The 26,870-nt window shown below is 65.5% G+C and carries 32 protein-coding genes; 13 read left to right on the forward strand and 19 right to left on the reverse strand.

Annotation, left to right across the window (positions count from 1 at the left end; genetic code table 11):
* Positions 1–35 precede the first annotated feature (35 nt).
* Complete coding sequence (locus MKK62_RS19430) at positions 36–821, forward strand: trypsin-like serine peptidase (protein WP_240258304.1); 786 nt, start codon at positions 36–38, stop codon at positions 819–821.
* Here MKK62_RS19430 and sthA read toward each other — a convergent pair.
* The 5 genes from sthA to MKK62_RS19455 all read right to left on the reverse strand — a co-directional run bounded on the left by sthA (position 818) and on the right by MKK62_RS19455 (position 5,872).
* Positions 818–2,233, reverse strand: a complete 1,416-nt coding sequence (gene sthA, locus MKK62_RS19435) for a Si-specific NAD(P)(+) transhydrogenase (protein ID WP_434084968.1) — start codon at positions 2,231–2,233, stop codon at positions 818–820. The two genes, MKK62_RS19430 and sthA, sit on opposite strands and share 4 nt — an antisense overlap.
* A gap of 71 nt (positions 2,234–2,304) precedes the next feature.
* Complete coding sequence (locus MKK62_RS19440; protein WP_240258303.1) at positions 2,305–3,000, reverse strand: esterase; 696 nt, start codon at positions 2,998–3,000, stop codon at positions 2,305–2,307.
* Between the two features lie 9 nt (positions 3,001–3,009).
* Positions 3,010–3,546 carry a hypothetical protein gene (locus MKK62_RS19445; protein WP_240258302.1) on the reverse strand — a complete coding sequence of 179 codons (537 nt, stop codon included), beginning with the start codon at positions 3,544–3,546 and terminating at the stop codon, positions 3,010–3,012.
* Positions 3,546–4,439: an NHL repeat-containing protein gene (locus MKK62_RS19450; protein WP_240258301.1), complete on the reverse strand. Its 894-nt coding sequence runs from the start codon at positions 4,437–4,439 to the stop codon at positions 3,546–3,548. Before MKK62_RS19450 ends, MKK62_RS19445 begins: the two co-directional genes overlap by 1 nt.
* Positions 4,439–5,872: an NHL repeat-containing protein gene (locus MKK62_RS19455; protein WP_240258300.1), complete on the reverse strand. Its 1,434-nt coding sequence runs from the start codon at positions 5,870–5,872 to the stop codon at positions 4,439–4,441. Before MKK62_RS19455 ends, MKK62_RS19450 begins: the two co-directional genes overlap by 1 nt.
* A 243-nt stretch (positions 5,873–6,115) precedes the next feature.
* On the opposite strand from MKK62_RS19455, the gene MKK62_RS19460 reads away from it, so the two are divergent.
* A complete protein-coding gene (locus tag MKK62_RS19460; protein ID WP_240258299.1) occupies positions 6,116–7,174 on the forward strand; it encodes a DUF4192 domain-containing protein in 1,059 nt (352 codons plus the stop codon).
* A gap of 10 nt (positions 7,175–7,184) precedes the next feature.
* Here MKK62_RS19460 and MKK62_RS19465 read toward each other — a convergent pair whose 3' ends face one another.
* From MKK62_RS19465 to MKK62_RS19475, 3 genes are all read right to left on the reverse strand, one after another.
* Positions 7,185–7,877, reverse strand: coding sequence for an iron-dependent transcriptional repressor DtxR (locus MKK62_RS19465; protein ID WP_240258298.1), 693 nt, complete (start codon positions 7,875–7,877; stop codon positions 7,185–7,187).
* Between the two features lie 144 nt (positions 7,878–8,021).
* On the reverse strand, positions 8,022–8,981 hold the full coding sequence (gene sigB, locus MKK62_RS19470) for a sigma-70 family RNA polymerase sigma factor SigB (protein WP_240258297.1): 960 nt from the start codon (positions 8,979–8,981) through the stop codon (positions 8,022–8,024).
* A gap of 147 nt (positions 8,982–9,128) precedes the next feature.
* A complete protein-coding gene (locus tag MKK62_RS19475) occupies positions 9,129–9,551 on the reverse strand; it encodes a DUF3099 domain-containing protein (RefSeq protein ID WP_434085104.1) in 423 nt (140 codons plus the stop codon).
* Positions 9,552–9,593: 42 nt separating this feature from the next.
* Here MKK62_RS19475 and MKK62_RS19480 point away from each other — a divergent pair, with 42 nt between their 5' ends.
* Positions 9,594–9,833, forward strand: coding sequence for a DUF3039 domain-containing protein (locus tag MKK62_RS19480; protein WP_240258295.1), 240 nt, complete (start codon positions 9,594–9,596; stop codon positions 9,831–9,833).
* On the opposite strand, the gene MKK62_RS19485 is transcribed toward MKK62_RS19480, so the two are convergent.
* Positions 9,820–10,809 carry a YihY/virulence factor BrkB family protein gene (locus tag MKK62_RS19485; protein WP_240258294.1) on the reverse strand — a complete coding sequence of 330 codons (990 nt, stop codon included), beginning with the start codon at positions 10,807–10,809 and terminating at the stop codon, positions 9,820–9,822. The two genes, MKK62_RS19480 and MKK62_RS19485, sit on opposite strands and share 14 nt — an antisense overlap.
* A gap of 64 nt (positions 10,810–10,873) precedes the next feature.
* Entirely contained in the window at positions 10,874–11,071 is a 198-nt protein-coding gene (locus tag MKK62_RS19490) for a DUF7455 domain-containing protein (protein ID WP_240258293.1), read from the reverse strand.
* Positions 11,072–11,198: 127 nt separating this feature from the next.
* Between MKK62_RS19490 and MKK62_RS19495 the strand changes: the two genes are divergently transcribed.
* On the forward strand, positions 11,199–11,558 hold the full coding sequence (locus MKK62_RS19495; RefSeq protein WP_240258292.1) for a DUF952 domain-containing protein: 360 nt from the start codon (positions 11,199–11,201) through the stop codon (positions 11,556–11,558).
* Here MKK62_RS19495 and MKK62_RS19500 read toward each other — a convergent pair.
* Positions 11,513–11,920 (reverse strand): RidA family protein, encoded by a 408-nt coding sequence (locus tag MKK62_RS19500; protein WP_240258291.1) that lies wholly within the window; start codon positions 11,918–11,920, stop codon positions 11,513–11,515. The two genes, MKK62_RS19495 and MKK62_RS19500, sit on opposite strands and share 46 nt — an antisense overlap.
* Positions 11,921–12,215: 295 nt before the next feature.
* Between MKK62_RS19500 and MKK62_RS19505 the strand changes: the two genes are divergently transcribed.
* Positions 12,216–12,488 carry a WGxxGxxG family protein gene (locus MKK62_RS19505; protein WP_240258290.1) on the forward strand — a complete coding sequence of 91 codons (273 nt, stop codon included), beginning with the start codon at positions 12,216–12,218 and terminating at the stop codon, positions 12,486–12,488.
* Positions 12,489–12,553: 65 nt separating this feature from the next.
* Here MKK62_RS19505 and MKK62_RS19510 read toward each other — a convergent pair whose 3' ends face one another.
* Positions 12,554–14,032 carry an RNA polymerase sigma factor gene (locus tag MKK62_RS19510; protein ID WP_240258289.1) on the reverse strand — a complete coding sequence of 493 codons (1,479 nt, stop codon included), beginning with the start codon at positions 14,030–14,032 and terminating at the stop codon, positions 12,554–12,556.
* 174 nt (positions 14,033–14,206) lie between these two features.
* Positions 14,207–15,013, reverse strand: coding sequence for a polyphosphate--glucose phosphotransferase (ppgK, locus tag MKK62_RS19515; RefSeq protein WP_240258288.1), 807 nt, complete (start codon positions 15,011–15,013; stop codon positions 14,207–14,209).
* A 116-nt stretch (positions 15,014–15,129) separates the two neighbouring features.
* Here ppgK and MKK62_RS19520 point away from each other — a divergent pair, with 116 nt between their 5' ends.
* Positions 15,130–16,005: an inositol monophosphatase family protein gene (locus MKK62_RS19520; protein ID WP_240258287.1), complete on the forward strand. Its 876-nt coding sequence runs from the start codon at positions 15,130–15,132 to the stop codon at positions 16,003–16,005.
* Between the two features lie 4 nt (positions 16,006–16,009).
* Here MKK62_RS19520 and cei read toward each other — a convergent pair whose 3' ends face one another.
* Positions 16,010–16,660: an envelope integrity protein Cei gene (gene cei / locus MKK62_RS19525; RefSeq protein WP_240258286.1), complete on the reverse strand. Its 651-nt coding sequence runs from the start codon at positions 16,658–16,660 to the stop codon at positions 16,010–16,012.
* A 163-nt stretch (positions 16,661–16,823) separates the two neighbouring features.
* Here cei and MKK62_RS19530 point away from each other — a divergent pair, with 163 nt between their 5' ends.
* Positions 16,824–17,126 (forward strand): DUF4193 domain-containing protein, encoded by a 303-nt coding sequence (locus tag MKK62_RS19530; RefSeq protein WP_067332485.1) that lies wholly within the window; start codon positions 16,824–16,826, stop codon positions 17,124–17,126.
* Positions 17,127–17,150: 24 nt separating this feature from the next.
* Here MKK62_RS19530 and MKK62_RS19535 read toward each other — a convergent pair whose 3' ends face one another.
* Complete coding sequence (locus MKK62_RS19535; RefSeq protein ID WP_240258285.1) at positions 17,151–17,627, reverse strand: DUF3093 domain-containing protein; 477 nt, start codon at positions 17,625–17,627, stop codon at positions 17,151–17,153.
* Between the two features lie 25 nt (positions 17,628–17,652).
* On the opposite strand from MKK62_RS19535, the gene dut reads away from it, so the two are divergent.
* Together dut and MKK62_RS19545 are read left to right on the forward strand one after the other, a co-directional pair.
* Entirely contained in the window at positions 17,653–18,117 is a 465-nt protein-coding gene (dut, locus tag MKK62_RS19540) for a dUTP diphosphatase (protein WP_240258284.1), read from the forward strand.
* A complete protein-coding gene (locus MKK62_RS19545; RefSeq protein ID WP_240258283.1) occupies positions 18,117–18,884 on the forward strand; it encodes a DUF3710 domain-containing protein in 768 nt (255 codons plus the stop codon). Before dut ends, MKK62_RS19545 begins: the two co-directional genes overlap by 1 nt.
* Positions 18,885–18,919: 35 nt before the next feature.
* Here MKK62_RS19545 and MKK62_RS19550 read toward each other — a convergent pair whose 3' ends face one another.
* On the reverse strand, positions 18,920–19,618 hold the full coding sequence (locus tag MKK62_RS19550) for an alpha/beta hydrolase (RefSeq protein ID WP_240258282.1): 699 nt from the start codon (positions 19,616–19,618) through the stop codon (positions 18,920–18,922).
* A 238-nt stretch (positions 19,619–19,856) separates the two neighbouring features.
* Here MKK62_RS19550 and MKK62_RS19555 point away from each other — a divergent pair, with 238 nt between their 5' ends.
* Positions 19,857–20,225 (forward strand): OB-fold nucleic acid binding domain-containing protein, encoded by a 369-nt coding sequence (locus tag MKK62_RS19555; RefSeq protein ID WP_240258281.1) that lies wholly within the window; start codon positions 19,857–19,859, stop codon positions 20,223–20,225.
* A 65-nt stretch (positions 20,226–20,290) separates the two neighbouring features.
* On the forward strand, positions 20,291–20,935 hold the full coding sequence (locus MKK62_RS19560; RefSeq protein WP_240264048.1) for a DUF3159 domain-containing protein: 645 nt from the start codon (positions 20,291–20,293) through the stop codon (positions 20,933–20,935).
* Here the strand turns inward: MKK62_RS19560 and MKK62_RS19565 are convergent.
* Both MKK62_RS19565 and MKK62_RS19570 read right to left on the reverse strand, forming a co-directional pair.
* A complete protein-coding gene (locus MKK62_RS19565) occupies positions 20,886–21,548 on the reverse strand; it encodes a potassium channel family protein (protein WP_240258280.1) in 663 nt (220 codons plus the stop codon). The genes MKK62_RS19560 and MKK62_RS19565 overlap by 50 nt on opposite strands.
* A gap of 37 nt (positions 21,549–21,585) precedes the next feature.
* Positions 21,586–22,257, reverse strand: coding sequence for a potassium channel family protein (locus MKK62_RS19570; RefSeq protein WP_240258279.1), 672 nt, complete (start codon positions 22,255–22,257; stop codon positions 21,586–21,588).
* A 105-nt stretch (positions 22,258–22,362) separates the two neighbouring features.
* Between MKK62_RS19570 and MKK62_RS19575 the strand changes: the two genes are divergently transcribed.
* The gene (locus tag MKK62_RS19575) at positions 22,363–24,354 is read left to right on the forward strand and encodes an APC family permease (protein ID WP_240258278.1); all 1,992 of its coding nucleotides are present in this window, start codon (positions 22,363–22,365) and stop codon (positions 24,352–24,354) included.
* Positions 24,355–24,386: 32 nt separating this feature from the next.
* Complete coding sequence (locus MKK62_RS19580) at positions 24,387–25,565, forward strand: class I SAM-dependent RNA methyltransferase (protein WP_240264047.1); 1,179 nt, start codon at positions 24,387–24,389, stop codon at positions 25,563–25,565.
* Between the two features lie 2 nt (positions 25,566–25,567).
* On the opposite strand, the gene MKK62_RS19585 is transcribed toward MKK62_RS19580, so the two are convergent.
* A complete protein-coding gene (locus MKK62_RS19585; protein ID WP_240264046.1) occupies positions 25,568–26,857 on the reverse strand; it encodes an ArsB/NhaD family transporter in 1,290 nt (429 codons plus the stop codon).
* Positions 26,858–26,870: the final 13 nt, after the last annotated feature.

Here is a 26,870-nt window from a genome sequence, read left to right on the forward strand (position 1 = left end):
GGGTGAAGGGCCCGTATCGGGCATGATCGACGGTGATGCGAATTCTGGCGGCGGGGGTGGGCCTGGCCGTGGTGGTGGCCGGTTGTGGGCACCCGGCGCGCTCGTCGCCGCCCGCGACCCAATCAGGGCAGGTTGTCGCCGACGCGCCGAACCGGGTGAGCGCGTCGCCGGTGGATCCGGATCCGCGGGTGGGCGCCTTTTTTCTGTCTGATGGCGACGTGCACGCCTGTACGGGCTCGGTGGTGCATTCGGAGGTCGGCAATCTGGTGTTGACGGCCGCGCACTGCCTCAGCACCGGCGGCCCGGTTACCTTCGTTCCCGGCTTCGCCCGAGCCGCCGCGCCCGGGGATCATTGGAGGGTCGACGCGCTGTATATGGATCCGCGGTGGCTGGCCAGCCGGGATCCTCGGGCCGATTACGCGATCGCGCGGGTGATCAGGCCGTCCGGCGGATCCGTCGAATCGCCGGCCGGGTCGGGGCTGACGATCGGCACCGCGCCAGGCCGAGGCACTCAGGTCACCGTGATCGCGTATCCGGCCGGTGTGGGCGGCATGCCGATCGGATGCCGGGTAGCGACCGGTGTCGGCGCCGGGGGATTCCCGGAGTTGCCGTGCGCGGGCCTGGTTGACGGGACCAGCGGCGCGCCCTGGATCAGCGGGTCGACGGTCACCGGTGTGATCGGCGGCCTGCACGGCGGCGGCTGTGCGGAGAACATGTCGTACACGTCGCCGTTCGATGAGCACGTCACCGAGCTTTTGGTACGGGCCCAGGCGGGCGGGCCCGGCGATGCAGCGCCGAGTTCCTTCGACGACCAGTGTTAGAGATCGAAGTGGCTCAGCTCGCGAACCTTGTTCATCACGTCCAGCGCGGCGACCTTGTAGGCCTCGGAGAACGTCGGATAGTTGAATACGGCGTTGACCAGGTATTCGACGGTGCCTTCGCATCCCATCACCGCCTGGCCGATGTGCACCATTTCGGTGGCGTTGCTGCCGAAGATGTGCACGCCCAGCAGCTTCAGATCATCGGTGGAGACCAGCAGCTTGAGCATGCCGTAAGAGTCGCCGGCGATTTGGCCGCGGGCCAGCTCTCGATAGCGGGCGACGCCGACCTCGTAGGGGATCGAGTCCTTGGTCAGTTCGACCTCGGTGGCGCCGACGTAGGAGATCTCCGGAATCGAGTAGATGCCGATCGGCTGTAGCGCCGTCAGCCCGTGCACCGGCTCGCCGAATGCGTGGCAGGCCGCGACGCGGCCCTGATCCATCGACGTCGACGCCAGCGCGGGAAAGCCGATGACATCGCCCACGGCGTAGATGTGATCGACCTTGGTCCGGAAATCCTCGTCCACGAAAATCCGCCCGCGGGCGTCGGCCTCGAGACCAGCGTTCTCCAGCTCGAGGCTTTCGGTCTGGCCTTGCCTGCCCGCCGAGTACATCACCGTCTCCGCGGGGATCTTCTTACCGCTGGCCAGGCTGGTGACGGTGCCCGAGGTGCCCACCTGGACACCGGTTACCTCCTCGCCGAAGCGGAAGGTGACCGCTAGGTCGCGCAGGTGAAAGCGCAGCGCTTCGATGATCTCGGGGTCGCAGAAATCGAGCATGTCGCGCCGCTTCTCGACGATCGTCACCTTGGTGCCCAGCGCGGCGAACATGGACGCATACTCGACGCCGATCACCCCGGCGCCGACGACCACCATCGAGGTGGGAATGGTTTTGAGGTCGAGGATCCCGTCGGAATCCAGCACGCGCTGGTCGTCGAATTCGACTCCCCCGGGGCGGGCCGGTTTGGTGCCTGTCGCGATTACGATCCGCTCTCCGCTGACCGTGGTCCGCTCACCGCGGGTGCGGTCCTCGACGAGCAGCGTGTGGTCGTCACGAAATCGCGCTTCGCCGGGGATCAGGTCAACTCGGTTGCGCACCAGCTGGTTTCGCACCACATCGGCCTGCTTGCCGATGACATGTTGGGTCCGTGACAACAGGTCGGCCGGCGTGATCTTGTCCTTGACGCGGTAGCTGGCGCCGTAGAGCTCGCGCTGGTTCATGCCGGTCAGGTACAGCACGGCCTCGCGCAGCGTCTTCGAGGGAATCGTGCCCGTGTTGACGCACACGCCGCCCAGCATCGGACGTTGCTCGATGACGGCAACCGATTTGCCGAGCTTGGCCGCGGCGATCGCCGCCTTCTGGCCGCCCGGACCCGAGCCGATGACCACCATGTCGTATTCGAGTATCGAACCCATGAACAGACTTTTACGCCCTCAGCGTTGCGCGCATGCGTCGAAAACGGATACGTACATGTGAACATTCGGCCCTATTCGGCCAGTACCGAGACCAGTTCGGAGCGTGGTACGGGCACGCGTTGCGGCCCCGCGACTTCTGGCAGCCACATGCCCTGACCGATGTAAAAGATGATCGCGTCGTCGGTGATCGCAAAGTTCTGATACACCTTCGCCCCGAGGGTGTTCTGCGGCGCCGGCCCCCCGTAACCCTCCCAGTGTTTGTCCATGACGCGCTGGACGATCGGGTCGAGGATCGTGACCGCGGCGGCGCCACGCTTGAACAGCGTGTCGAACGTGATTGCGGCGGCCGTGCCCAGGTTGTAGTTGAACGCCGTGAATCCGGTCACCGGGTGGGCGCCCGTGTCGTCGTACACGTCGAAAACCACGCTCTGGGTACCAGAAGTCGAGTACGAGTGCGGTGTTAATTCGTGTCGGTAAGGCAGATCCCGCGGCCGTGTCTGTGCCATGAAATCGACGAACTCATCCCTGTCGTGCTTGACGAAGTCGCTGAGGGCCGGCTGGTCGGCGTAGTCGAGCGGATAACTCGCATCGATTGTGTACGTGGGGGTTTCGACGTGAACGCGGCAGCTTTGGCCGACGGCCACCGTTCCGCCGATGTCGAGGCAGCCGGGTGCCGCCGGCTGTGCAGCTGTGCTGGCGCTTGATGCGGTCGCGCACAACAGGGCGGTCATCGCCGCGACGGTCAATCGTGCGATCGTCGTTGTCATTGCACTTCCTCAGCCGACACGGGGAACGACGAGGTTTGCGAGGTCGATGTCGTCTGTGCGGTCTTGATCGGTCCAATCACCTTTGATATGGGCCACTTTCACGCTGACCAGCAGCCCGTCTTTCACAGCCACGATGCTTTCGCCCGGTCCGAACCAATAGGCCTCATAGCGAACGGCGCCGACTCGATTGTCCGGGCGGATCACATGAAAATGGTTGACCGGGGCGGTGGGGTCGCTCGGTCTCGGGAAGATCGAGACGTCGACCTCTCGGGTGGCGCCCGTGTAGTAGCACGCCGTGTCGCCGACGGGTACTGGCGGCCGGGCGTCGTAAAAGAGCTGCCGCTGGGCGTCTTCGCCCACGAATTTCTTGGCAACCTCCGGAGTAAGAAGGTCGCACGGCCGCCGCGTGAGTGCCGCGGTGGTAGCGGTCGGCTGCGTCGTGCCCGTCGTCGTCAGCTGCGGCGGAGTGCTTAACGCGTGGCACCCTGACAACGTCGCGATGGCCGCTGCGCTCGTGAACGCCTGCAAAAGAATTCGTGCGGACATCAGACGGCCTCGAGTTTGACGACGCGGCGGGTGCCGTCGTCGACGACGTACACTTCGCCTCTGGCGCCGACAGCCACGCTGACGGGCCTTTTGAGTCCGGTGAACGGCAGCACCGTTGGTGTGGTCGATCCGGGATCGAGTTTCACGATCTGCGTCTGTTGTCCGTCAATCACATACACCGCGCCCTTCGCGTCCACAGCGATGTTTATGACTGGCGCATGAAAAGGCAGCTCCACCGGACTGCTCGCTCCTGGCGCCAATTTCAGGACTCGCTTGCCGCTGCTGTCTCCGACGTACAGGTTGCCTGCGGCGTCGACAGTCATCCCGGCGACGGCGTTCATGTGCTGGAACGGCAATGCCTCGGGGGTGTTCGATCCCGGCGCTTGCTTGGCCACCTGAACGGGCAGGCAACATCCGCCGCCTGAATCCTGGCCACCGCCGATCATGCCGTAGAGGTTGCCGGCGGCGTCTACAGCGTGGATTACACCGCGGTAGTCGCGACCGATGTCGGGCACCGGTTGTACGGTCTGCTGCTCCCCATTCTGCGCGAGCTTCACCAGATGGCTCGGACTGTAGCCGCCGTCGATGACCCATACCTTCCCGGAGGGATCGGTCATCACGGTGGGGCGCTTGAACGGCAGCACCTTTTGCGTGTTCGAGCCGGCGGGCAACTCGATCGCGCGATTGAATCCGTTTCTCCCTGCTGGAATATCGGTGACGAACACGTCGCCCGCTGCGTCGACCGCGACATCGTAGGGTCCGTTCAGATCCGTGAAGGGGAGCACTGACTGCGTGGGCGCCGGGTGCGGCGGTGCGGTCGCCGGAGCGGACACGTGGCTGCACCCGGTGAGGCCGGCCACGACCACCATCAGTGCGCCGATCAGCCGCCGCATCAGCCTGCCGCCAATTTCACGATGCGGCCGAATCCGCTGCTGTCGAGGACGTACACGTTGCCTGCGCCGTCTACCGACACGCATTCGGGTCCGTTGAGACCGGCGAATGGAAGCTCGATGGATTCATTCGATCCTGCCGGCCGCTTCAGCACCCTCCGGTTCATCTCATCGGTGACGAACACATCGCCGGCGGAGTCCACGGCAAACCCGCGGCCGGAGTCCAGTCCACTGATCGAGATCGTCGTCTGGTTATTCGAACCGGCCGCATACTTCACGATGCGATGGTTGCGTGAGTCTGCGATGTAGACGTTGTGTGCGTCGTCGACTGCGACACCGGCGGGGTACCTCAACTCCGGATTGAGCGGCAGCACCGTTTGTTCGCTCGCGCCCGCCGCCAGCTTGACGACTCGCGCCGCGCTGTCAGTGACATAAACGGTTCCGTCGCTGTCCACCGCAAGATGTTGCGGGTTGTCCAGGCCCGTGAACGGTAGTGCGGTCGGTACGTTCGACCCGGCGGTCAGCTTCAGCACCCGGTTGCCGGCGAAATCGGCGACGTACACATTGCCTGCGCCGTCCGCCGCGACATCGGCGAGGCCTTTCACGCCGGTAACCGGCAGCACCGTCGGTGCGTAGGACGCGGCCGCCAACTTCACCACTCCGCCACGCTGGCTGACGTAGACGTTGCCGTCCCTGCCGGCGGCTACAGACCAAGGATTCGTCAGATCCGTGAACGGCAACACGGACTGCCGCTCCGATGGAACCTCGGGGCGCGGCGTTGGCGTGTCTTTGGGCGAGTCCTTGAGCACACTGAAGGGCAGATCCGCCATGCCGATCTCGACCAGGGAGTCCGGAACAACGACCGTCGACTCCACGCTTCCCTTGCCCGCGGTCATCGAGTGGTCAAGTGACACCCGGTATTTGAGGGTCACGGTCTTGCCCTTGGGCAGGGGTTGTTCATCGGTGAATCGGCCGAGGTAGTCCATGCCAGTGGTGACTACTGGATGCTTCAACGGCACCCACGCTTTGGTCGTCGCGTCGAAGCGCTCGATCCGACCTACGGGCAGCCCCGACGGGTTGATCGCGCAGCTGCATCTCGAAAGCACCGTGGTGACACCGACATTCGGGTAGTCGACCGATGAGTTGTTGCACAGCGTGACGTCAACTTCGGCCGGAGGGTCGCCGGGCTTGACGGCTCCGGACGGGATCCCGCTGATTTTCACGGAGATCCGGGCATTCGGGGGCGCGGGTGCGAATTTCTCGGCCGCGGGCATGGGCTCGGATTTCGGGTTGACCGCGCAGTTCTCGCCCGGTGCGACGGCAGAGGCCGTCGAGCTTGCGGGCGCCGTCTGCGGGTGGCTCGTCGAGCAGCCGGCTAGTGCGATCGTCGCCGCCGCGGTCGCGATCAGCGTGAGCTTCGAGATCGGAAAGTGCATGGTCGTCCTTCGTTCGGCGAACTTGTCGAGGTCAAGGGTGCCGCCGCTGTCTAAAGGGATTCTTGGGCCGCAGCTCGAAGGTCATAATGGGCACGTTTGCCGATGAAAAGCGCGGATATCGGGAAACGAGGGATTCGCTGCGCGATCGCGAGTTATCCCCAGCGCTGCATTTGTCCACAGTGCGCGGGTGGCGCCGCCTGTATCGCGGACGTGCTGACGGTGATCGTTGCCAGCGTTGTCGCCATGACCAAGCAGCGACGCGACTTTGAACTGACTCGACCCGGCGCGGTGATCGCCGCGCTCCCAGCGGTGTTGGGCTTCGTGCCCGAGAAATCGTTGGTGCTGTTGACTATCGACCAGGGCGAGCTCGGCGCGGTAATGCGCGCCGACCTGACGGATACCGTCGCCGACCAGGTCGATCATCTCGCCGACGTCGCCGCCGCCGCCGGACCAGAGGCCGCGATCGCGGTGATCGTCGACGCCGACGGGGCCTTTTGCCCAATGTGTAACGACCAATACCGCGAGATATGTTCGTCGCTGGGCGACGAACTGGCGCGGCGTGACATCGTGCTCTGGGCCGTGCACGTCGTCGATCGGGTGGCGGCCGGTGGTCGTTGGCACTGCGTCGACGATTGCGGGGCGGGTGGAGTCGTCGACGATCCGTCCGCGTCGCCGCTGGCGGCCGCGGCAGTGCTGGACGGCCGCCGGCTCTACGCACGACGCGCCGACCTGCAGGCGGTGATTGAACCCGTCGACCGGGGCCGCAGCGCGGCACTCACCGGTCTGATCACCGAGCACGCCGCACGGCGTGACCAAATGAATCGCGAAAATCCGACGGCGTGCGTACGTCGCGACGTCGAAGCTGCGATGGCAGCGGCCGCGGGCGTCGCCGATGGACAACAGCTCGGCGAGACCGAGATCGCCGGCCTGGCGTGCGCGCTGGCTGATGTCGAAGTGCGAGACACGTTGTATGCGTTGGCGATCGGCCACGGCGCCAGCGACGCCGAATCGTTGTGGGCGCTGCTGGCGCGCATGCTGCCGACGCCGTGGCGTACTGAGGCGTTGGTGCTGCTCGCGTTCAGTGCCTACGTCCGCGGTGACGGGCCGCTGGCCGGTGTGTCACTGGAAGCCGCTTTGCGCTGCGAGCCCGAGCACCGGATGGCCGGCATGCTCGACACGGCTCTACAGTCAGGTCTGCGGCCAGAGCGCATCCGCGAACTCGCGATCACCGGCTACCGGCTGGCTGAACGGCTCGGGGTGCGGCTACCGCCGCCTCTCGACTTCCGGCGACGTGCGGTGTGACCGAACGATGTCAGACCTTCTCGACTTTGACGGCGTGGGCCATCTCGTGCGGAAGGCTGACGTTCTCGTGGCCGGGGATGACGATGGTCACGCCTCCGGCGGGGTTGGATTCAACGGTCACGCGGGCGTTGGGAACGACGCCAGCGTCTTTGAGGCGGGTGATCAGGTCGATGTCGCCCTGCACGTGCTCGGTCAGCTGGCGAACCACAACCGCAACGGGCGGACCGGCTGGCAGTTCTGTCAACCGCACCAGGTTTCCGTCGTCGGCCCCGAAGCCGTCACCGATGCCCAGGTCGATGAGCCCGGGAATTGGATTGCCGAACGGGGAGGTGGTCGGGTTGTTGAGCACCTTCATCAGCCGGCGCTCCACGTCGTCGCTCATGACGTGCTCCCACCGGCACGCCTCGGCATGGACTTCCTCCCACGGAAGACCAATCACGTCGACCAGTAGGCGCTCGGCGAGGCGGTGCTTGCGCATTACGGAGACGGCCAACGCCCGACCCTTGTCGGTCAGCTCGAGGTGACGGTCCCCGGCCACATGCAACAGGCCGTCCCGTTCCATTCGCGATACGGTCTGGCTGACCGTGGGCCCACTTTGGTCCAGTCGCTCGGCGATACGTGCACGCAACGGAGTAACGCCCTCTTCCTCGAGGTCGTAGATCGTCCGCAGATACATCTCTGTGGTATCAACCAGGTCGTTCATTCCGCACCTTCCATTGCGGCTGAGTCTACTTGTCCAGCTGCGTCAATGGTTCCCTAACACTCCCGCGTAGCTGGTGGCGACCCGCCGCGCAGCAGTATGCCCGCCGCGTCAGCGGCGGGCATACGCGTCGATCTGGCTGGCGGGCTAGCTGGCGTACGAGCGCAGCCGGTCGGCCCGTTCGCCGTTGCGCAGCTTGGCCATCACCTCACGCTCGATCTGGCGAACCCGCTCACGGGACAGCCCGAACAGCTTGCCGATCTGGTCCAAAGTGCGGGGCTGGCCGTCGTCGAGCCCGAACCGCAGGCGGATTACTTGGTGCTCGCGCTCGTCGAGCGTGGCAAGCACGCTGCGGATGTCGGTGTGCAGCAGCTCGGCGATCACCGAGTTCTCTGCCGACATCGCCTCGGCGTCTTCGATGAAATCGCCCAGCGGAGCTTCTTCTTCCGAGCCCACCGGCATGTCGAGGCTGACCGGGTCGCGGCTGTGCTCGAGTAGGTCGTTGATCTTCTCGACGGGAATGCCGGACTCGGCCGCCAACTCTTCGTCGGTGGCCTCACGGCCGAGGTTCTGGTGCATCTCCCGCTTGATGCGTGCCAGCTTGTTGACCTGCTCGACCAAATGGACCGGCAGGCGGATGGTGCGGCTCTGGTCGGCCATGCCGCGAGTGATCGCCTGGCGGATCCACCACGTCGCGTACGTCGAGAACTTGAATCCCTTTGCGTAGTCGAACTTTTCCATCGCGCGGATCAGACCCAGGTTGCCCTCCTGGATGAGGTCCAGCAGCGGCATTCCGCGTCCCGTGTAGCGCTTGGCCAGCGACACAACCAGCCGCAGGTTGGCTTCCAGCAGATGGCTGCGGGCGGCCTCGCCATCGCGGACCACGGCTGCCAGGTCGCGCTTGCGGGTCTCGCCGAGGCGCTTGCGGGTCTCCAAGAGGTGCTTGGCATACAGCCCGGCTTCGATTCGCTTGGCCAATTCGACTTCGTCGGCAGCATTGAGCAGGGCCGTCTTGCCGATCCCGTTCAGGTACACGCGCACCAAGTCCGCGGCTGGGCTTTGAGCGTCCAGATCGCCGTCGACCCGGACTGTGTTGGCATTTGCCATGGCGGCCTCCTCAGAGCGTGAACTGTCATCGGGTACAACGACCAACCCGGCGTAGTAGTTCCCACCGATTGGCGTTCTCACACCCGCTGACGTGCGCGAATGTCCGGCAGCCCTGAGAATGTACTGAGAACCCCCTGCGCAGTCGGTTTATTCGGAACCGTCGACGTCCCTGTGCTGCCATTCCGGTTGCGAGGCCGAACGACTGCGACGCTCCAGCGCCGGACGCTCGGCGGTGGGGAAGAGGGGAGTGCGTCTTTCGAAAGCGTCGAACCGACGCGGTTCGTCGGCTCGGCGCGGCGGGCGGTCATTCGCAATGAGCACGGCGACCCACGGCAACGGAATCGACGCTGCAATGATTGCCAGAGAGATAAGACCGTTGTGCCACAAGCCATACGCCACGGCCGCCAGCAGCAGCGCCGGGATCCGGAAGGACATGATCGTGAGGTACTTCCGGACACGTTGCCGGTGCTGAACTTCGTATGCGGGTGCGGCGGCGGTGATGAGGATCGGTCGGCCATCGTCGTCGAAACCCAGCTCTTGGCTGCGCCTCATCACACCACTGTTCCACAACTTGCTCACGGTGGCGTATCCGGTTCCGGCACAATGTCTGACATGGACACCCAGACGATCGAGCGCACCGACACCGACGAACGCGTCGACGACGGGACCGACGGCGACGCGCCCAAGTATTTCCATTACGTCAAGAAGGACAAGATCGCCGAGAGCGCGGTGATGGGCACACACGTCGTCGCGCTGTGCGGCGAAGTCTTTCCGGTGACCAAGTCCGCCAAGCCCGGGTCACCAGTGTGCCCGGACTGCAAGCGGATCTACGAGTCCCTCAAGAAGGGCTGACCCGGTTGGTGCCCGCCGGGGCCGGCTCATCCTCGCCTGATTCCGGGCGGACGTCGTCGGCAACTTCCTTGGCGCGCCTGACCAGCCACCGCCGCATCCGGTGAGCGTGGGTACGCGGGGCCGGCCACTCCTCTTGAATGGCGGCATTCAATTCGGCGCCCAGCATGATCGAGAAGCCTCCGAAGAACGCGAACAACAAAAATGCGATCGGCGTGGCCAGTGCGCCGTAGGTATAGCCCGTTCCGGTGATGTAGCGCAGGTAAATGCGCAGCCCAAGCGTGGCGATCACGAAGGCGACGCTGGCCAGGGTCGCACCGAAGATCAGCCGGTGCGTGGGCAGCGGGTCAGGCAACGCCACCCGGTACAGCAGGACCACTGTCGCGATCAACCCGGCCAGAAGCGCCGGGTAATAGCCGTAGGCCAGCACATCCTGTAAGTCGTCGGGAATCACGTCGGCAAGCTTGCGAGGCCCGCGCACCAAAAGCGGCGCCGTGAGTATCACGAATAGCAGCGCCGCCACATACAGGGCGAGCGCGTAGAAGCGTTGTCGGACCGGATGCCGCAAGGGCGTCTGATCGTGAGCCTCGACCACCGCGTCGACGAACGCCGAGACGGCAGACGAACCCGCCCACAGGGATATCAAGAAGCCGAGCGACACGACCTCCCCGCGGGCACCGCGGTCGATATCGGCGATGGTCGGCTCGATGATTTCGTGCACGACGCTCTGCGAGAAGATCTTGTTCGACATCGACACCAAGTAGTGCTCGATGCCGGCCATGGTGTCCGGTCCGAAAATCGGAGCGACGTAGGCGAGGCTCCCCAGCATTCCCAACAGCAGAGGCGGCAACGACAGCGCTGACCAGAACGCGGCTCCCGCGGATTCCGAAAAGATCGAATCATCCCAGCTTTTCGACAACGCTCGCCGAGTGATGCGCCAGAGATGATGCCGTGAGGGCTTTACCGGAGAGTCGGTCATGACCCGTCCAGGATTCCTGACGAACGCCAGTGTCGCCAGGACTGCTGGTAGCGAGTCTTGTGTGTTACGACTCGATCGGGTCGCCGCTGATTTCGAGCACCGCGGACAGCTCGATCAGCTTGGCCTCGTGCTCGTTCGCGTGGTGTTGGCAGAACAGGAGTTCTGCGCCGGAGGGCAGCTTGGCGCGAACCCGTGCAGCAGCGCTGCACCGATCGCACCGATCAGCCCGGGTCAGTTCTGGACTGGTCAACGTTGCGTTCATGGCTACTCCGTTCTGCCTTCTCCACTGTCTCAGATGTCTAGACTTTTGGCCGTCTTCACCGGCGGTTTACCGGCTGTGTCGTTTCTCACCTCAACCCATGGTTTAGGGCGTCGGGCAAGATGGCGATATGAGTCAGCCGCCGGCGGTGCTGGTACACCTGTGTCCCACCGACGACTGGTCGGCCGCCCAAGACATCGGCGAACTGCGACCTGAGTCCCTTACCAGCGTTGGATTCATCCACCTGTCGACTCCGCAGCAGGTGCATCTCCCGGCGAACCGCTTGTATCGCGGTCGCGAGGACCTTGTCCTGCTGCATATCGACCCTGCTTGTCTGGATTCACCCATTCGTTGGGAACTAGGTGTAGCAACGGATCCGGAGTCGATGGTGTTCCCGCATCTGTACGGCCCCTTGCCGATTGAGGCTGTGATCGACGTCACCAGTTACCGTCCGGGAGCCGATGGCGCCTTCGCGGCGCTCGACGAGTAGGCGTCGGCTTCGATCTCCACGAGTAGCCCGGGCTCGATGAGCGCGGCAACTTCGACCATGGTCGCCGCCGGACGGATGTCACCGAAGACCTCGGCGTGCACGGCCGCAACCTCCCGCCAGCACGCGATGTCGGTGACGTAGATGCGGGTGCGAATGACATCGCTGAGCGTTGCGCCGACTTCGACAAGCGCGACCCCGATGCGGCGCAACACTTCTCGGGTTTGTGCCGCGATGCCGTCGGATGCTGCGGGGTCGGTCGTCCCGGACACGGCGATCAATGGGCCAACGCGCACAGCGCGCGAATAACCGACTGCCGCCTCAAAATTGGTTTCGGACGACACCAGGATGCGATCGGTTGACATGCGCTGAACGTAGAGCAGTTTCGTTACCGGTGCATTCGAATTAACTGCGGCACAGCGGGTCACGGCGGTCTCATGCAAGCGTCTCAGCCTCGTGCGCGTTGCTCGAGACCTGGAAAAATTGACGCATGCGTCATGGCGGCCTGCGCGGTTGCGCTGCGTGCGAGGCGGTTTGAGGAATCGTCTCGGCGGGGTAACTAACGCATGGCGCTCGAGGTGACCGCACGCCGGCTCACTCGGGACGGCTTCAGCCACAGGCCCAGATCGCCGCGTTCCTCATACATCTTGGGAGATAGTCATGCGCAAAACACTGGCAATCGCTGCTGCTACCGGGTCGCTGTTGTTCGGCGGTGCGGGCATCGCAAGTGCCACCGCACCAACAGTTCCCGCGCCGTCCGCGACCACGACGTCGATCGCTCAAAACGGCGATGACGCGAACAACCACCACAGCGACAAGACCGGCTTGTGGGGACTGCTCGGGCTAGCAGGCCTGGCGGGACTCGCCGGGCTGAAGCGTCGCGACGACGCTCACGTCGCGACGACCGCGCCGCGCACCACACCTCGCGCCTAGCGCGCTGGTCGTACGACGCTGTCCCGCCGCGTATTTCGTGGTGGGACAGCAGACGGCCGCGCCTCTTAGTCGAGGTAGTCGCGCAACACCTGCGAGCGGCTGGGGTGCCGCAGCTTCGACATCGTCTTCGACTCGATCTGACGGATACGCTCGCGGGTAACGCCGTACACCTGACCGATCTCGTCGAGGGTGCGTGGCTGGCCGTCCGTGAGACCGAAGCGCAGGCGCACGACGCCGGCCTCGCGTTCGGACAGCGTTTCCAGCACCGACTGCAGTTGGTCCTGCAGCAGCGTGAACGACACCGCGTCGACAGCGACCACCGCTTCGCTGTCCTCGATGAAGTCACCGAGTTGGCTATCGCCCTCGTCACCGATGGTCTGGTCCAGCGAGATCGGTTCCCGGGCGTACTGCTGGATTTCCAGCACCTTCTCCGGGGTGATGTCCATTTCCTTGGCCAGCTCTTCAGGGGTGGGCTCGCGGCCCAGGTCCTGCAGCAGTTCGCGCTGAATCCGGCCCAGCTTGTTGATCACCTCGACCATGTGCACCGGAATGCGGATGGTGCGGGCCTGGTCGGCCATAGCGCGGGTGATGGCCTGGCGAATCCACCACGTGGCGTAGGTGGAGAACTTGTAACCCTTTGTGTAGTCGAACTTTTCGACGGCACGGATCAGGCCGAGGTTACCTTCCTGAATCAGGTCCAGGAACGCCATGCCGCGGCCGGTGTAACGCTTGGCCAACGACACCACGAGTCGCAGGTTGGCCTCTAGGAGATGATTCTTCGCGCGGTCACCGTCGCGGCAGATCCACATCATGTCGCGACGCTGCGCAGCGGGAAGCTTCTCGCCCTTGTCGTTGAGCTCGCTCATCAACTGGGTCGCGTACAGACCAGCCTCGATCCGCTTGGCCAGCTCGACTTCCTCCTCGGCGTTGAGCAGTGCCACCTTGCCGATTTGCTTGAGGTACGCGCGTACCGAGTCTGCCGACGCGGTCAGTTCGGCGTCTTTGCGGGCTTGTCGCAGCGCTTCCGACTCGTCCTCGTCCCAAACGAAATCGCCTGATGCTTTGTCTTTTTCGCTCGGCTCGACGATTTCTTCTTCGTCGGCTTCCTCGTCGGCAGCCTTCACCGGTTTCGCTTCACCGGTGTCAGCGGGCTCGGCGACGTCCTCGTCGGTCTCGTCCGACGCCTCGTCTTCGAGGTCGTCGTCTTCGAGATTCAAGTCTTCGTCGGCAAGGTCGATCTCGTCGCCGGGCTCGTTGTCGAGCTCAGCGTCGGTGTCGAGGTCCTGATCATCGACCTCGAGATCGGTGGTCGTGGCCTCGGCGTCATCGGCGCCCTTGGTGGTCGCCTTCTTCGAGCGCCCACCCGCCGCTGCTGCCTTGGTCGCGCCACTCTTCTTGGTCGCGGTGGCGGACTTGGCCGGAGCTTTCGCTGCTTTGGTGGCTGCGCCGTTGGTGGCCTTCGCCGGTGGACGCTTGGCGGGAGCTTTGGCGGCCGTGCGCTTCACCGGCTCATCGGTTGCCGGTCGTGCTTTGGTCGCTGCCACGTGAACCCCTTCGGTAGAACTTTTCCGGTGCTGTAGGCAAGCTCGACCGGAAAACGTCAGCTATGTCGGATGTCGGCGTCGATTATCAGGGTGGATATTCGCCGCTATCGGTCAGGCGGCTGCCGGTGACCATTGTAACGACCGCGGGGCATTCCCCTGGCCAGTGAGCGCAAATCAGTGCGTCACGCCGCGCGTCGCCGCCATCGCTGCGCCGACAATCCCTGCAGTGTTTTGAAGTGTCGCAGGCACCACCGGTGTGCGGTTTTTCAGTAGCGGCACCCATTTGTCGGCTTTCCGGCTGATTCCGCCGCCGGCGATGAACAACTCGGGGCACATCGCGTTCTCGATCGCGATCAGCACCTTAGTCACCTGCTTAGTCCATTTTTCGTAGCTCCAGCCGCGTCTATCGCGGACCGAGGACGCGGCTCGGCGTTCGGCTTCTTTACCGCCGACCTCGAGGTGGCCGAACTCGGTGTTGGGCAGCAAAATCCCGTTGTGAATCACCGCCGAGCCGATGCCGGTGCCGAATGTGAGCAGCACCACTACGCCGGCAGTGTTCTGGCCGGCGCCGTAGCGCGCCTCGGCCAGTCCGGCGGCGTCGGCGTCGTTGAGCACGACGACTTCCTGCCCTTTCAACCCCGCACTGAAGATGTCGCGAGCGTTGGTTCCGATCCACTTCTTGTCGACGTTGGCCGCCGTGCGGACGATCCCGTTGGTGACCACGCCGGGATAGGTCACGCCGAGCGGGCCGGTCCATCCGAATTCGTCGACCACGGCGGCGATCGTCTGGGCGACTGCCGATGGCGTGGCCGGCTGAGGCGTCGGCAGCTTGTAGCGATCACCGACGAGTTCGCCGGTGTCCAGGTCGACGACGCCGCCCTTGATGCCGCTGCCGCCGACGTCAATGCCGAAACCGCGTCGTGCCGGCGTGGTGGACTCTCCGCTCGTCGGTGACGGGCTGGTCGAGTCGGCAGTGGTCATCGCATCTCCTCGGCGGCACGTGGGCGTCGAGGAAACCCTAGTGCGTAGCTGGGTCGTCGGTGGCCCCGTTACCCCGACGTTGCCGAAGCCGGCATGACCTGTGATGCGATGGGACCGTGAGCACACCCGAGAACCAGCCGGCGCGGCTGCGGACCGTCGCCGAGACACTGGCCGGCGAAGCGGCCGCATTCGTGCGGCGACGCCGCGGTGAGGTGTTCGGCGCTGATGCCGGCGCCGACGGCGACGACGCGGTGCAGAGCAAGTCGACCCCCACCGACCCGGTGACCGTCGTCGACACCGAAACCGAACGGCTGCTTCGTGACCGGTTGGCACAGTTGCGATCAGGCGACGCAATCCTCGGCGAGGAGGGTGGCGGCCCGACCGATCAGGCAAGTATCGACTCCGGCGCGGTCACCTGGGTGCTGGATCCCATCGACGGCACCGTGAACTTTGTCTACGGCATCCCCGCGTACTCGGTGTCGGTGGCCGCCCAAATCGACGGTGTCTCGGTGGCTGGTGCCGTCGCCGATGTCGTCGGTGGGCGGCTGTATTCGGCCGGGGCGGGCCTCGGTGCGCACGTCACGGATGGCCAGGGCACCCGTCGCCTGCGGTGCAGCACCGTCGACGACCTGTCGCGGGCTTTGGTGGGCACCGGGTTCGCCTACTCCGGGCGGCGCCGCGCGGTTCAAGCGCAACTCGTCTCACGGATCCTGCCCGTGGTCCGAGACGTGCGGCGAATCGGTTCTGCGGCGCTGGATTTGTGCATGGTCGCAGCCGGTCGGCTGGACGCTTATTACGAGCATGGTCTGCACGTCTGGGATGCGGCGGCGGGCGCGCTCATCGCCGCCGAAGCCGGTGCGCGGGTCGTGTTGCCGGGACCGGGTGATCCGGACGCCGACTCGGCATTGGTAGTGGCCGCCGCGCCCGGCATCGGCGAGGAATTGCTGACCGCGCTAGACCGATTCGACGGTCTGGTCCCGATTCCAGGTTGAGCGGTCAGCAGGTCCCGGCGTGGATCTTGGCCAGCAGGGCGGGATCCGCGGGCTCGGTGTTGCCGGGCCGCAGACCGGCGAGCACCGTGGCGATGTCGTCGCTGTGGGCCAGCGCACCGAACTCGGTGCCGATAGCCAAGTCAACGGAATCATCGGTGCGGTCGTCGCGGTAGAGCTCGGCGCATGGCGCGACCAGCCAGACCGCCGCCGCTCCGGCCTGGCCGGCTTCGCCGAATCGGATCTGGCCCTGGCAGGTCAGCCGGGTCTTGGCATAGACGGGGTCATTGGCCGCCGTCGGCTGCGCAAATCCCAGGTCCCGCAGCGCGCCCGACACGTCGGCGGCCTGACCGCCGCGGCCACTGGCGTTGAGGACGCGGACTTTGGTGTCGGCGAGTTTGGCCGGCGCGACGTTGATCATCGTGCTGCGCGACACCGCGGTGCCCAGGTGCGGCTGGGCCGGGTCGGGCTGCTCGGGCGGCGGGTTGCACACCGTGGCTTCGTGCACTTCGGCCGGACGGGTCAGCGCCACGGCCCACACCACCGCGCTGGCCACAAACAGCACCACCAGCAGGGCGATCGCTGGCTTGGCGTTGCGACGGCGGAAGGGGCGACCATGCTTGTCGAACGCTGTGCCCTCAGTGATGTGCGCGACCACAAACGCACTCTAGAGCGCCGTGTTTAGCGTCAGGTAGCGCGGCCAAACTTGCGGTGTGAGGTAAATCACACTTGAACACCCTGGGATACGGGCACGAATCGTTTTGCGGATGCGTTCGACGCTGGTACAAAGCTTTGCTTGCAGGGTTACGAGGGGACAGACGATGGCAACTGATTATGACGCCCCAAGGCGTACCGAAACCGACGACGTTTCAGAGGACTCTCTCGAGGAGCTCAAGGCACGGCGAAACGAGGCGGCGTCGGCGGTTGTCGACGTCGACGAATCCGAGTCCGCCGAGTCATTCGAGCTCCCTGGGGCCGACTTGTCCGGCGAAGAGCTCTCGGTCCGCGTCATCCCGAAACAGGCCGACGAATTCACCTGCTCGAGTTGCTTCCTGGTCCAGCACCGCAGCCGGCTCGCGAGCGAAAAGGGCGGCGTGATGATCTGTACGGACTGCGCGGCCTGACTTTGACAGTCGGGCAGTCGCCGACTAACTGCGTAGTGCCGACAACACCCGGCCGGGATGGCGGGTGCTCACCAGCCAGTAGGGCGTTGGGTCGTCCGCGTCGTCCAGCACCACTAGCACCATGGGGCCGACCCAGCCGCGATGCACAACAAACGCGGCTGGGTCGAATTGGCGGCCCAGCGCCGCGGATTTGGCCGAGCGCGGGATGTCGGCGGACCTTGCGATGACCGACACAGGTAGATGGGCGTCGCCGGCCCACAGCTCCACTCCGTCGTCGCCGGTGGTGACCCGGACTTCGATGCGGCCCAGCCAGAGCAATGCGCCCGCGGCAACGACGAACAACACCGCGAACGGCAGCCAATCCGGCAGGCTCGGCACGCCCATGTTGACTTCGAACGCGATCACCGCCGCCAACCCGAAACCCAGTGGCCACCACCACCACGGCACCCACAAACGCTCGCGGTACCGCACGTTGTGCGGCGTGACTGGCGTCCCTGACATCCGGTCAAGGGTAATCTGTGCGCCCGTGTCGACGAGTCTGGCGGTTGTTCGTCTCGACCCCGGGCTTCCGCTGCCCGCCCGGGCCCACCACGGTGATGCCGGCGTAGATCTGTACAGCGCCGAAGACGTCGAGCTCGCGCCCGGGCACCGGGCGTTGGTGGGTACGGGAATCGCGGTGGCGATCCCGGTCGGGATGGTGGGGCTGGTGCACCCGCGGTCCGGTTTGGCTGCGCGAGTAGGACTTTCGATCGTCAACAGTCCCGGCACGATCGACGCGGGTTACCGTGGAGAGATCAAGGTCTCGCTGATCAACCTCGACCCGGCGGTGCCGATCGTGGTCAATCGCGGTGACCGGATCGCGCAGCTGGTGGTGCAGCGCGTCGAGCTGGTTGACCTGGTCGAGGTGTCGTCGTTCGACGAGGCCGGGATGGCCGACACTTCCCGTGGCGCCGGCGGCCACGGTTCCTCGGGAGGACATGCGAGTCTCTGATGGCATTTGGCAGACGTAAATCAAAAGACCACCCGGTCGACGAACCGGACGTGGCGGGCTTACACCGGAAGCCGGACGCGCCCGCCGACACCGCGGTCGTCGACGACGTGGACGGCCCCTTCGACATCGAGGACTTCGACGAGCCGTCGGCGGCCACGGAAGGTCGCCTGGACCTCGGCTCGGTGTTGATTCCGTTGCCGGAGGCGGCGCAGCTGCAGGTCGAGCTGACAGAGAACGGCGTTCCGAGCGCGGTGTGGGTGGTGACGGCTAACGGTCGTTTCACCATCGCCGCTTACGCCGCACCCAAGACGGGCGGACTGTGGCGGGAAGTCGCCGCAGAACTGGCCGAGTCGCTGCGTAACGACGGAGCCTCGGTCACCATCCAGGACGGCCGGTGGGGCCGCGAAGTGGTCGGCACCGCGACCGGGGTGGTCCGCTTCATCGGCGTCGACGGGTACCGCTGGATGATCCGATGTGTGGTGAACGGATCGACGGAAAGCATCGACGCGCTGACGGAGCAGGCGCGAAACGCCCTATTGGACACCGTGATTCGTCGCGGCGACACGCCCCTGCCGGTGCGCACGCCGTTGCCCGTCCAGCTGCCGGAGCCGATGGCGTCGCAGCTGCGCGAGGCCGCGGCCGCTCAGATGGCCGGCGGCGAGCCAGTCGAGCAGAGCGCCGCCGACGTCGTGCGCCAAGACGACACTCCCGAGCGGCGCGGCGCTTCTGGCTCGGCGATGCAGCAACTTCGCGGCACCGGCGGCTAGGCCGGCCGGCGATCGCGCCGCCGCGGGTCGCCAGTTCACGCCTCTGCCAGCGCCGCCAGGCAGGCCGCGCCCAACGCGGCCGGGTCCGCGCCGATTTGATCGAGCGTCACCATGCGCAGCGCCGCACGCGGCGCCGCCGCGGCCCACTGCCGACCGACCTCGACGGGATGGATCGGATCATCCTCGGCTGCGGCGACCCCCAGCGGTGTCTCCAGCCGTCGGAGCTCTTCGAGGCTCGGGGCCACGTACGCGGCGGCCTCGTCCATCGCGTCCGGCAGATCGGGCCACTGGGCCCGCCACGACCGGGTCAATTCGTCGGCCAGCCACGCGGGGCTGGACGCGCGCATCTGCGTCGTCGTCGCCTCCAGGCCGTCGTCGCGTAGCTGTCGCGCGGAGTGTCGGGCTGCGAGGGCGGCGGTCGCGCCGTCTGGCGCGCCGGTCCACGCCGGCAGCGCGGCCAGCACCGCCACCGCACGGTCGGGATGCTGCAGTGCCCACGCCACGGCTACCGCCGCGCCGATCGAGACACCGCCGACCACGATCGGCCCGCTCGCTGCGGCACGGTTCAGGTCGTCGAGGTAACCATCGATCAAACGGGCCGGCTGCGGTGCCGGCGTCAGCAGTCGGGCGTCGGCGTCACGCAGCGGTCGGCCAAACGCGCGGGCAGCGTAGTTGTCGTCCGACCCGGTTCCCGGCAGCACGACTGCGGTCACTCCGCGCAGGTCGATAGTCACCCCTAAATATTGCCCGGGCGCCGCGACGCCTTTGGGGAACCATCGGGCCGACGGTGTCCGTTGTCGTGAGAGGATCCGCGTGACGACGATGCGGGCCGCGCAGCGGCCGGCCGAGGAGTCAGGCAGATCGACCCCGCGTGACGACGATGCGGGCCGCGCAGTGGCCCGGCTGAGGAGTCAGGCACATCAACCCCGGGTACCCGGTCCGGTGTTGACATCAAGACGCTCAGGAGAGGCCATGGCTGCGGAAGGGTTTCTGCGCCGGCTGACTCGTCGGTTGACTGAGGACCCCGAGCAGCGCGACGCCGAGGAACTGTGCGACGAGGCGGTAACGACCGGCGCGCAGCGGGCGATCGACTGCGAACGTGGCCAGGAGGTCACGGTGGTCGGCACGCTGCGCAGCGTCGAATGCAACGGCAAGGGTTGCGCGGACGGGGTTCGTGCCGAGCTTTTCGACGGCACCGACACCATCGAGTTGGTGTGGTTGGGTCAGCGCCGGATTCCCGGGATCGAGTCCGGTCGCACCCTTCGGGTGCAGGGTCGGCTGGGCAAGCTGGACAATGGCAGCAAGGCGATTTACAACCCGCATTACGAGATTCAACGGTGAGCCGCGCGACGGATGCCGACGGCGAAACGGCCGCTGCCGTCGCCGCCCGGACGCCGGCCGACCGGATGATGCAGCAACTGGGTGGGGTCGCAGGAATCGTCTACTCTTCGCTGCCGGTCCTGGTCTTCGTCGGCACCTCGAAACTGCTGGGGCTGGCTGTGGCATCTGGCGCCGCGCTCGGTGTCGCCAGCTTGATTCTGCTGTGGCGTCTGGTCCGCCGCGAGTCGGTGCAGCCGGCCGTGTCCGGGTTGATCGGCGTCGCTGTCTGCGTGCTGATCGCATACCTGATGGGGGAGTCAAAAGGCTACTTCCTGCTGGGCATATGGACATCGCTGATCTACGCGACGCTGTTCGCGGTGTCGATCGTGATCCGTCGGCCGGTCGTCGGCTACATCTGGAGCTGGCTGCATGGGCATGATCGCGGCTGGCGCGACGTGCGTCGAGCGGTCTACGCGTTCGACGTCGCGACGCTCACCTGGGTGGTGGTCTTTGCGGCCCGCTTTGTGGTGCAGCGGGTGCTTTACGACACCAATCACACCGGCTGGCTGGTGGTGGCCCGCATCGGGATGGGCTGGCCGCTGGCGGCGGTGGCGGCGCTGGTGACGTTCGTGGCGATCCGGACGGCGCAGCGCGCCGTAGAGGCTTCGCAAAAAGAAGCCCTCACTGCGACGGCAGCAGATGCTGACGCAGTTCCTCTTCCGCCTCGGTAACCGCGACGAAGAGCAGTTCGTCGCCGCCCTCCAACGGTTCGTCGTCCTGTGGCACGATCACGCGGGCCCCGCGCAGGATCGTCACCAGTGCGACGTCACGCGGCAGCTGCAGTTTGCGCACCGGCTTGCCGCCCCACGGGGTGTTGTCCGGCAGGGTGATCTCGACGAGGTTGGCCTGACCCTTGCGAAACTCCATCAGTCGGACGAGATCTCCGACCGCGACGGCCTCCTCGATCAGCGAACACAGCATCCGCGGGGTGGACACTGCCACGTCAACACCCCAGGCTTCGGTGAACAGCCACTCGTTGCGGGGATCGTTGACCCGGGCCACCACGCGGGGCACCGCGAACTCGGTCTTGGCCAGCAGGCTGAGCACGACGTTGGCCTTGTCGTCACCGGTGGCGGCCACTACCACGTCGAATTCGTGCAGCTGGACCTGCTCGAGCACGCTCACTTCGCAGGCATCGCCGAGCTGCCAGTGTGCGGCCGGAATCGCGTCCTGGTCGATGTGCTCGGGTTTGCGTTCGATCAGGGTCACGTCGTGCTCGTTCTCGATGAGCTCGCGGGCCACTGACCGACCGACCGCACCCGCGCCTGCGATAGCGACTTTCATATGACCGCCGCTCTTCCTCGGAGCCGCCGCTGCCGTGTCACGACTCCGCGTCCTCGCTCGGCGGCAGCGCCGCGATGGCCAGTGCTTCTGCCGCGTGTCCGGAAATGGCGGCGATGTAGACCTGGTCGCCGGACTGGATGACGGTCTTCGGTTCGGGCAGGATTCCGGTGCCGAACCGGATCAGAAACGCCACCCGCGCGCCGGTGGCCGATTCCAGGTCGGTCATCCTGCGGCCCACCCAGTCCTCGTGCAACGCCACCTCGAGGACGGCGACGGTCCCGCTCGGGTCGCGCCACCGCGCGGTCTCGCTTTCCTGGGTGAGCGCGTGCAGCAGCCGATCGGTGGTCCACGGCACGGTCGCGATCGTCGGGATACCCAGGCGCTCGTACACCTCGGCGCGCTTGGCGTCGTAAATCCTTGCCACCACCCGCCGAACGCCGAAGGTCTCCCGGGCTAATCGCGCGGAGATGATGTTGGAGTTGTCGCCGGACGAGACGGCGGCGAACGCGTCCGCGCCCTCGATACCGGCCTTGAGCAGGACGTCGCGGTCGAATCCCAGCCCAAGTACCCGTTCACCGGCGAACTCGGGGCTGAGCCGGCTGAACGCCGTCTCGTCGCTGTCGATCACCGCGACGTCGTGACCAATCCGGGAGAGACCGTCAGCCACCGACGATCCCACCCGGCCGCATCCCATCACCACCACGCGCACTAGAGGTCCTCTCGGGCCGCCGGCCGTACTGGCCAGTCGGTTTGGGAGACATTCTGGTCCACCGAACCGTACCGGGAGGCACGGTTGCCTTTACTCTTGGCTCTCGTGTCCAAACTTTCGACTGCGGCGCGCCGACTGGTGTTGGGCCAGCCGTTTCGCAGCGACCGGTTGAGCCACACCCTGCTTCCCAAGCGGATCGCCTTACCGGTGTTCGCGTCGGACGCGCTCTCGTCGGTGGCGTACGCCCCCGAAGAGGTCTTCCTGACGCTGTCGGTTGCCGGCCTCGCGGCATACTCGCTGACGCCGTGGATCGGTCTCGCGGTAGCCGCAGTGATGCTTGTCGTGGTGGCCAGCTACCGGCAGAACGTGCACGCCTATCCCTCCGGTGGCGGCGACTACGAGGTGGTCACCACCAACCTCGGGCCAAGCGCAGGCCTGATTGTCGCGAGCGCGCTGATGGTGGATTACGTTCTGACCGTTGCGGTTTCGACGGCGTCCGCCATGTCGAACATCGGCTCGGCGATCCCGTTCGTCGAACACCACAAAGTGCTGTTCTGCGTCGCGGCGATCCTGCTTGTCACGGCGCTCAACCTGCGCGGCGTGCGGGAATCCGGTCTGGCGTTCGCGATCCCGACTTACGCATTCATTGCCGGCGTGGGAATCATGTTGGCTTGGGGACTGTTTCGGATCTATTTTTTGGACGAGTCGATCAAAGCGGAGTCGGCTGATTTCGTCATGCATGCCGAGCGCAGCTCGGTCGCCGGCTTCGCGATGGTCTTCTTGTTGGCGCGGTCGTTCTCCTCTGGCTGCGCGGCACTGACGGGTGTCGAGGCGATCAGCAACGGCGTGCCCGCGTTTCAGAAGCCGAAGTCGCGCAATGCGGCGACGACGTTGCTGTTGCTCGGCACGATCGCCGTCAGCCTCTTCATGGGGATCATCCTGTTGGCCAAAGAAACCGGCGTACAGGTCGTCGACAGCCCTGAGACGCAACTGACCGGAATCCCGCACGACTACCAACAGAAGACCCTCGTTGCGCAGATCGCGCAGGCCGTCTTCAGTGACTTCCGGATCGGCTTCCTGCTCATTGCGGTGGTGACCGCGCTGATCTTGGTGTTGGCGGCGAACACCGCGTTCAACGGATTTCCGGTGTTGGGTTCGGTACTGGCGCAACACAGTTACCTGCCCCGCCAGTTGCACACCCGGGGCGATCGGCTGGCCTTCTCCAACGGCATCGTGTTCCTGGCGGTGGCCGCGCTGGCCTTCATCGTCGCGTTCCGCGCACAGGTCACCGCGCTGATTCAGCTCTACATCGTCGGGGTGTTCATTTCCTTCACGCTGAGCCAGATCGGCATGGTCCGGCACTGGACACGGCTGTTGCGCAACGAGACCGACCCGGCCGCCCGGCGGACGATGATGCGGTCCAGGGCGGTCAACACGATCGGCTTCGTGGCTACCGGCGCCGTGCTGCTCGTCGTCCTGGTCACCAAGTTCCTGGCCGGCGCCTGGATCGCGATCGTCGCGATGACGCTGCTGTTCGCGTTGATGAAGATGATCCGCAAGCACTACGACACCGTCAGCCGCGAAATCGAGCAGCACGCCGGTGCCCAGGACATGGTGCTGCCCAGCAAGAACCATGCGATCGTGCTGGTGTCGAAACTGCACCTACCGACGCTGCGGGCACTGGCCTACGCCCGGGCGACCCGGCCCGATGTGCTCGAGGCCGTCACGGTCAGTGTCGATGATGCCGAGACCCGCGCGCTGGTTCGCCGCTGGGAGGACAGCAAGCTCAACGTCCCACTGAAGGTCATCGCTTCGCCCTACCGCGAAATCACCCGCCCCATATTGGATTACGTCAAGCGTGTCAGCAAGGAGTCGCCGCGCAGCGTGGTGACGGTCTTTCTGCCGGAGTACGTCGTCGGTCACTGGTGGGAGCACGTCCTGCACAACCAGAGCGCGTTGCGGCTCAAGGGGCGGCTGCTGTTCATGCCCGGGGTGATGGTGACATCGGTTCCCTGGCAACTCAATTCGTCGGAGCGGCTCAAGACGATGCAGCCGCACGCCGCCCCGGGCGATGCGCGGCGGGGGATATTCGATTGACGTCGAATGCCACCGCTGCGCCGTCACCGGAACTGGAGCAGTTGACGTTGAGCGTCGGTGCGCCGGCGAACGGGGGAAGTTGCGTGGCGCGCCACGACGGCCGGGTGGTGTTCGTGCGTTACGCGCTGCCCGGTGAGCAGGTACGGGTGCGCGTCACCGCGGACCGCGGGTCGTATTGGCACGCCGAGACGATCGAAGTGCTCCAGCCGTCCGCCGACCGGACCGCGTCGTTGTGCCCGATCGCGGGGGTGGACGGCGCCGGGTGTTGTGATCTCGCCTTCGTCGAGCCGGCGGCGGCGCGCGCGCTGAAAGCCGAAGTGGTGTCCAATCAGCTTGGCCGCTTAGGCAATTACCAGTGGAGCGACGAGGTCCAGCCGCTGTCGCCGACGGGTGTGACGGGATGGCGGACCCGAATCCGGCTCGATGTCGGTCCTGACGGGCGCCCCGGCTTTCACCGCTACCGCAGCGACGAGCTCGTCGCCGACCTGAACTGCGGTCAACTGCCGGCCAGGATGACCGATGGGTTGACCGATATCGGGTGGGCGCCGGGCGCACACCTGCACGTGGTCGTCGACGACGATGGTCGACGGCATGTGGCGCGCACGGTGCGTCAGGGCCGGCGCAATATGACCGAGGTGGTCGAAGGCAGTGGCCAGGGCGTGCAGCGAGCCGGACGACACAGCTGGCGGGTGCCGGTGACGGGTTTCTGGCAGGCCCACCGCGACGCCGCCCGGACCTACAGCGACCTGGTCAGCGAATGGGCCCAGCCCGACCGCGGAATGACGGCCTGGGACCTCTACGGCGGCGCGGGGCTTTTCGCCGCGGTCCTGGCCGACGCGGTCGGGGAGTCGGGTCAGGTGGTCACGGTGGACAGCTCCCGTACCGCATCGCGAGCAGCCCGGGCTACGCTGGCCGACCTTCCGCAGGTACGGGTGGTCAGCGATTCGGTTCGCCGGGCGCTGACCGCTCAGCGCGGACGCGCCGACGTGGCCGTGCTGGATCCGCCGCGGGGCGGCGCCGGCCGCGAGGTCATCGATTTGCTGGCCGCAGCCGACGTTCCGCGCATCGTCCACATTGGTTGCGAGGCAGCATCTTTCGCTCGTGACATCGGCCTGTATCAGAGTCATGGCTACACCGTGGGCAAGCTGTCGGTGTTCGATTCGTTCCCACTGACCCACCACATCGAGTGCGTCGCGCTGCTGACCCGCTGAGGCTACGCGAACACGAAGTACCGCAGCCACAGGTAAAGCCCGCACAGCAATGCGGAGATTGTGGTGACCACGATGCCCTTTCGGGTGAACTCCCAGAACGAGATGTTGTAGCCCGATCGCAGCGCAATGCCGATCATCACAATGTTCGCGCTGGAGCCGACGGCGGTCAGGTTACCGCCCAGGTCCCCGCCGAGCGCTAACGACCACCAGAGGACGTTCCCGTGTTCCTGATGCGGCATGACAGTGGTGAGGTGGGTGACGATCGGAGTCATCGTAGCCACGTACGGGACGTTGTCGATGATGCCGGATACCAAGGTGGACACCCCGAGGATGAGGATGGTGGTCACCAGCGGGCTGCCGCCCGTAGCATTCGCCGCCAGCTCGCCGAGATGCTTGATGACGCCGGTCTTGAGCAGCGCGCCGACCATGATGAACAAGCCCACGATGAACAACAACGTGTCCCATTCGACATTCGAGAGGTAGTCGTCTTTCTCCATCTTGGAGATCAAGATGAGCAGTCCGCCGCCGAGTAGCGCCACCAGCGAAGGCTGGATATGAATGGTCGGCGACACGACGAATCCCACGAAGACAACCACCATCACGACGCCGCACTTCAGCAACAGCCGGCGATCGTTGAGCAGTTCGCGCTCGTCGAGTGCCATCACGTCGGCGACCCGCTGGGGCGAAACCGTGGCGAACCCTCGAAAAAGCAAGGGCGATACGGCAACAAGAACGAGCATCACGATGATCACGATCGGAGCCATGTTGACCAAAAAGGCGTTGAAGGACAGGCCCTTTCGAGCACCAATGATGATGTTGGGGGGGTCGCCGACCAAGGTGGCAGCGCCGCCGACGTTAGAGGCGAACACTTCCGCCATCAACATCGGCACCGCGTTGATCGCCAAGCGTTCGCAGACCAGCAATGTCACAGGAGCGATCAACAGCACCGAGACCACGTTGGGCAGCAGGGCGGAGGCCACCGCCATCACCAGCATGAGCAGGATCATGATCCGCAGTGGTGATCCGTTGGCCCGTTTGGCTGCCCAGATCGCCGCGTACTCGAAGACCCCGGTCTGGCGCAGGATGCTGACGATCATCATCATGCCGAACATCAAAAAGATTACGTCCCAGTCGATTCCGGTTTCCGCGGAGTAGAAGACGTCCGGCGAGTCGACCACGGGGAGCAGGATCATCAGGCCTGCACCGACCAGCGCGACCGTCGTCTTGCTGAAGCGCTCGCTGATGATCAAGCCGTAGGACGCAACAAAGATGGTCACTGCCAGGTACATCATGACGCTGGTGGCC

Origin of the sequence: Mycobacterium paraterrae, assembly GCF_022430545.2 — a bacterium.
GTDB lineage: Bacteria > Actinomycetota > Actinomycetes > Mycobacteriales > Mycobacteriaceae > Mycobacterium > Mycobacterium paraterrae.